General features: G+C 69.5%; 4 protein-coding genes and 1 riboswitch. All 4 genes read right to left on the bottom strand.

The annotated features are described in order from the left end of the window. Positions 1-1,900 (bottom strand): serine/threonine-protein kinase (locus AB1460_RS35400; RefSeq protein ID WP_368966771.1); only part of this gene is annotated, 1,900 nt, incomplete at its 3' end. A gap of 298 nt (positions 1,901-2,198) precedes the next feature. Then, entirely contained in the window at positions 2,199-2,576 is a 378-nt protein-coding gene (locus AB1460_RS35395; protein WP_368966772.1) for a transglycosylase family protein, read from the bottom strand. Positions 2,577-2,589: 13 nt separating this feature from the next. Then, positions 2,590-2,792: riboswitch (cyclic di-AMP (ydaO/yuaA leader) on the bottom strand. Between the two features lie 399 nt (positions 2,793-3,191). After that, entirely contained in the window at positions 3,192-4,085 is an 894-nt protein-coding gene (locus tag AB1460_RS35390; RefSeq protein WP_368966770.1) for a hypothetical protein, read from the bottom strand. Between the two features lie 45 nt (positions 4,086-4,130). Continuing rightward, positions 4,131-4,910 carry a hypothetical protein gene (locus AB1460_RS35385; RefSeq protein ID WP_368966768.1) on the bottom strand — a complete coding sequence of 260 codons (780 nt, stop codon included), beginning with the start codon at positions 4,908-4,910 and terminating at the stop codon, positions 4,131-4,133. Between the last annotated feature and the right edge of the window lie 657 nt (positions 4,911-5,567).

Genomic DNA, 5,567 nt, shown 5'->3' with positions numbered 1-5,567 from the left:
CACCCGAACCCGGACTCGTCGAGAACAAACCATAACCCCCGCCATACAACGTCCCCCCGGGCCCACCGATCTGAACCCAGTTCGTACCCGACCCGGAATACATGTACACACCCTGCCGATCCGGCGTAAGCGAGTACAACCGGTCCCTCGTCACCACGAACTGCGCACCAGGACCGCCGATGACCTCCCATCTCCCGGCCGCGCCGAGATAGCGCGAGATGTCACCGCTTTCCCGGCTGGTCGCGAAGAGGCCGTAGCCCCCGCCGTAGAGCTTTCCGGTGGGTCCACCAATCGGGATCCAGTCCGCGCCCGATCCCGAGTACATCTCGACACCGGTCTGGTTGGACGCCAGCCGGTACACACTGCCGCGCGAGGTCGTGGTGCGTGCCTGCTGCTGCTGTGCTGACGGGCCGGACACCGCCGCCTGGACGGACGGCAGCGCGGTGGGCAGCTCGAGGCCGGGTGGCACCGAGGCGCCGGGCGGCAGGGCGCTCCCTGGTGGCACGGTGCCCGGCGCGGAACCGGTCATGGGTGGTCCTGGCTGCGCGGCACCCTGCGCCGCCTCCGCCACGGCGGCCGGGAGCACCCCGGGCTCGTCATCGCCTCCGGCCGGGCGATCGGCTGATCCGTTCTTCAGAGCCAGCACAAGCACGACCGCAACAGCGGCCAGCGCCGCGAACGCCGCCGCCACCAGGGGGCCGAGAACGCGGGACGCACCGCGCCGGCCCTGGCGGTCGGGCCGTGTCGGCGTCAGCGAATCCGTGCCCTGAGCCTGCTCCACCGGCCCGGCCGACGCTGCCATTCCGGCCGGCCCCACCGACGACGCGGCTGCTGCTGCGGCGGCCGCTGCTGCGGCGGGTGCGGGTGCGGGTGCGGCCTGGTCGGCGGGTTCGGCGGGTTCCGCGGCTCCGGATGGCTCTGACGGAGCAATGACGTAGCGGGTCAGGTCAGCCAGGATGGTCGGGGGCAGCCAGCCCTCGCCGATGCGGAGCCTTTCGTCGGTGGAGACCTCCTGGCACAGCCTGATCAGCTCTGCGGGAGTGGGCCGGGCCGCCGGATCCTTCTCCAGGCAGACTTCCAGAATGCCGCGGAGCTGCCCCGGGCAGCGATCCCAGTCGGGTTGCTCGTGCACGATGCGGTGGAAGACGGCGACATCCGCGCCGAACGGCAGTTCTCCGGTGGCCGCGTAGTAGGCGGTTGCACCGAGGGAGAAGACGTCCCCGGCACTGTCCACGGCCTTCCCGCGGATCTGCTCGGGCGCCATGAAGGCGGGCGTGCCGACCGGTTCACCGGTTCTGGTCAGCGGAACCGAGGAGGCCTCGACGGCGCGCGAGATACCGAAGTCGATGACGCGGGGGCCGTCGGCGGCGAGGATGACGTTCCCCGGTTTCAGGTCCCGGTGGATCACGCCGACGACATGGATGGACGCCAGCGCCTCGGCGACTCCGGCGACGAGTACCAGGACGCTCTCCGCCGGCAGCGCGCCCTGCCGGGCGACAGCCACGGCCAGCGAGGGCGCCGCGACATAGGCAGTCGCCATCCAGGGGCGCGGGGCGTGCGCGTCGCAGTCGACGACCGGGGCCGTGTACAGACCCTGGACGCGTTGCGCGATCGCCACTTCCTTCTCGAAACGACGCCGGAACTCCGGGTCGGAGGCGTACTCCGGCCGGGCGACCTTGAACGCGACCGGCCGCCCGCCCGGGGTGTAGGACAGGTACACCGCGCCCATGCCGCCCGCACCGATCCGGGCCCGAAGACGATAACCGCTGATCTCACGCGGATCCTCTGGCGTGAGGGGGGCGAACACGGCTTCCAGGCCCGGGCCACCAGGCGTTCCAGGCGTTCCAGGGATGCCGGGGGTGCCGGGGGGTACAGGGGTGCCAGCCGGCGTCCCGCTCATCGTCTCCCTCAGGGTCGGGATCAGCGCAGATGCCCGGGCAGCTCGCGTGACAGCCCCCGACATCGGTCATTCAGCCCAAGCCGTGACCAACCCTGACTATATGCATCATTGCGCGCACAGGCCGCGAGGACCGTGCCCGACGCGTGGGCGGGACCCGTCCGGAGCCGCGCCAGGCACGCAGCACACGTTTGGCGAGCCCTCCCCCCGCCCCCGGGTCTGTCAGACCCGCCGGAACGCCGGTGTGCCCGGACGTCCACGGACGTCCGGGCACACCGGTTCGTTAGGGGGACCGCCGGGCTCAGACCTTGTGGCCCCAGCAGCCCTGCGAGCTGTACCACGGGCTGGTGCCCTGCTGGGCGTAGAGGATGTGCGCGCGCTTCCACTGCTCGGCTACGCTGGCGTGCTGCGGCAGGCCCTTCCCGCCGACGGAGTGCCAGGTGCTCGGGAGGAACTGGAACAGCCCGCCCGCACCGATCGAGTTGACCACACGGGGGTTGCCCCCGGACTCACAGGGAACGACGGCGCTCAGGAAGTGATGCGCGTTCGGCCGGGCGGCGGCACTGGCCGGCTGGGACATCGCGATTCCGCCACCGATCGTCGCGGCCAGCACCGGTGCGACCAGCAGAGCGCGGCCACGGCGGATCGAACGACGGCTCTTACGGGCACCCGAAGTCATAACGGACAAAATGAATGTCCTTCCCCACGCCTACGAAGTTAGCTGTCGGGTTCGGGCTGGGAATCGCCCGGCCGCACAAACATATCCGCGCCACAAAGCGCTGACGGCTTCACCCCAAGGACGTCCAGAAAGAACGCCCGGGAACACTTGGGTCCCCCGCTCCCACCCTCAGATCCGTTGTGCGCCGGGCGGGGCGGGATTCGGCGTGCCACCCGGCGTGTACTCCCCAGGTCGGAAGCACGGCAACGACGTTACACGCCACCGGCAAACATTCTCCAAGCGATTGTGACGGCCATCACATCCCGACGACGGGGGTTGAAATCACCTGTGTACGGTGCAGCCGCCGTCGAGACGTCCGATATGTGCCACCACCATTCGACCGGCGTCATTCTCCCGTCACCTTGGGCCGACCAGCGCAGTGCGTAAGGCGCATCGTCGACCCGGCTCCGCGACGACTTTTCTCGCCCCTGGACCACGGATGATGCCCGGAAGGGCGGCGTATCGATCGGAAGAATCCCGGGTGAACAGCCCGGAAGGTGAGAGACAGCGCGATCCGTCGAGACGATGACAAGCATACGAAATCGGACACACTGGCTGGCAGTCCGAATCCGCGGGTCAGGCCCGGCTCCCGACGCTCGACGATGAAGGAGCGTTCAGCCGATCGGAAGGCCCGAGGGCCTGAACCGCGGGCCCGCCCTCGCGCGGCCTGCCCTCGACGCTGCGTGGCTGCTGCCTGCGCAGTTTCTCGGAGATCTGATCGGCGATCTGCCCCAGGCGGCCCCGGGGCTCCGTGGCACCGCCGGGACTCGTGTGCGTGACGGCCACCTCGACCCGGCCCACCAGGAAGTGGAGCGCTTCGATCGTCCTCTCCACCGTGACTCCGCCAGATCTCAGCTTCGCGGACAGCTGCAGGTGGAAGGTCGCGCCGGCCGGCGGTGGCAGCGTCTTCGCCTCGATCAGGTCGTACTCGACCCGGCCCCCGGTATAAGCCTCGGCGACCTTCATCTGCACCTCGCCCGAGCACTCGGCGAACCGCGGGTTCCCCATCAGTGTCAGGTCCCGGGCCAGCTGCTCATCCGACACGATGGTCGCCGTGGACGTGATCGTCACTCGCGGGTCCGAGCCGTTGACGAAGGTGAGTCCGTCGCTGGTGGAGTCGAACTCGTTCCGGACGTCTCCCGCCGGCACCCCGAGGCATTCCGCGGCAGCAGTGAGATACCCGTCCATCTCGACCTCGGGGGCCTCGGCCGGCACGCCCCTGAAACCGGCGGTGGCGGGGCCGGCGGTGAGCACGTAGTCGTCAGGCCAGAGACCGAGTTCCTGTCCGGCCGGCGGCGGGGTTCCGGACGATGCCGACGCGGCAGCCGTCGGAGTGGAGCCCGCCGCAGACGAGGCGTCGCCCCCGCCGCAGGCTGACAGCGCCACGACGGCAACCATCGCCATGGCCATAAGCCCGCCATGGCGCCGCGCCGCGCCGGGGCGCCGGCCGTCCGCCGCTGACATCACCACGTTGGTCACCTTCGACGATCCGCGACGCTGATCGGGGCGAGGAGCTCAGGAATGCAGGGGCCCGAAGGCACCGATCACAGGCCCGCCCTCCGTCGGCCGACCGGCGATGGAACGCGGCTGCTGGTTTCGCAGCTTCGTCGAGATCTGGTCGGCGATCTGCCGGAGACGTTCCGGCTGGGGTTCCTCCCCGCTGGTTGTATAGCCGACCATCACCTCGACCTGACCTTCGACGAAGAAGAGCAGATCCATCGCGACCTCGACCGTTCCCCCGGGGCCGGAGGCCTGCATGACGATTCGGCAACGGCCCTGCGCACCGGCCGGCGCGCCGAGTGTCTCCGCCGAGATGATCTCGAAGTCGACGCCTTCCTCCTCGAGCTCGCCGATCTGGCTCTCGAACGCCTCGGCCAGGCAGTCCGCCATCCGTGGATTCGCCAGCAGCTCCCGGTCAAACGCGGCCTGTTCCCTGGTCACGATCTCCGCGGTGGAATCGATCTGCGTCTCTCCGCCATCGCCGGTGAAGGTGAGCCCGTCAGCTGTGGCCTCGGGCTCGTAGTCGACGTTCTCGAGCGGCACGCCCAGGCATTCGGCGCTCGCACGCAGCACCGCGTCTTCCTCGGGGTCGTCACCGTCGTCCGCCGGTTCCCCCGGCGCACCCGTGAAGCCGCTCGTGGCGGGGCCCTCGGTCAGGACGAAGTCGTCCGGCCACAGACCGAGCTCCTCCGCCGCCGGCGACGCCGACCCGGAGGGCCTTTCCGTACTCACCGTCGGGGCGGCCGACGGTGCGTCGTCACCTCCGCAGGCGGACATCGCGAAGACGGCCGCCATCGCGACCAGCCCGCCTCGCCATGAAGCGGCCGGCCGGCAGCGCCGACTGCGCAGTCCCGTCAACGCCACAGATCCATGGCCCGGTGGGATTGTCCTCCCGCCATGACCACGCGCATTCTGCACACCTACGCCCATCAGTCCCCACCCCAGGCCGGTCGAACAGTCCGTTCGCGAGACCTCCGCACGGGGAGAATGCCCGACGCGTGCGACATGACCGGGGCGGAAGGTTCGGCGGACTTTATCAGACGTCCGCCTTAAAGCGCTCCAGCTGTCCGGGCTGCGACCTGCAGCACAACGGTCGACGGTGGACGCACCTGGGTATGGCCACACGTACATCCACGGCACTCCGGGCTGCAACCCGCGGTAACCAGCGCTGGTTGCCACCGCCATCATGCTTTCTAGCTGCACGAATACCGGTCCGCTCGGCCGCTACGGCGTTCACGCGCGCGGACGGCGCAACCTGGAACACAAAGACCGACCCAACACCGACATTCATCCTTGGCACGCCAACCCGTCGAGGTTGGGTTCGACTAGTAGACTGTCGCCGCTTAGTCCTGGCATGTTTCGTGTCTGGGTGAGAGGGTTGGGCTGGCAGGTCTTCCCGTCCCTCTGCCGGTCAGGACTGTGTCGTGGGTTCGCAGAAGAAGCGGCCGGTCA

It is taken from the genome of Parafrankia sp. FMc2 (genome assembly GCF_041008525.1).
Classification (GTDB): Bacteria; Actinomycetota; Actinomycetes; order Frankiales; family Frankiaceae; genus Parafrankia.
Note: the sequence above shows the minus strand (reverse complement) of the source record. Positions and strands in the feature narration are given on the sequence as shown.

Bases quoted from the DNA above. Each gene is read 5' to 3' on its own strand.
- AB1460_RS35395 (WP_368966772.1), bottom strand. From the start codon at position 2,576: ATGACTTCGGGTGCCCGTAAGAGCCGTCGTTCGATCCGCCGTGGCCGC.
- AB1460_RS35385 (WP_368966768.1), bottom strand. From the start codon at position 4,910: ATGGCGGCCGTCTTCGCGATGTCCGCCTGCGGAGGTGACGACGCACCG.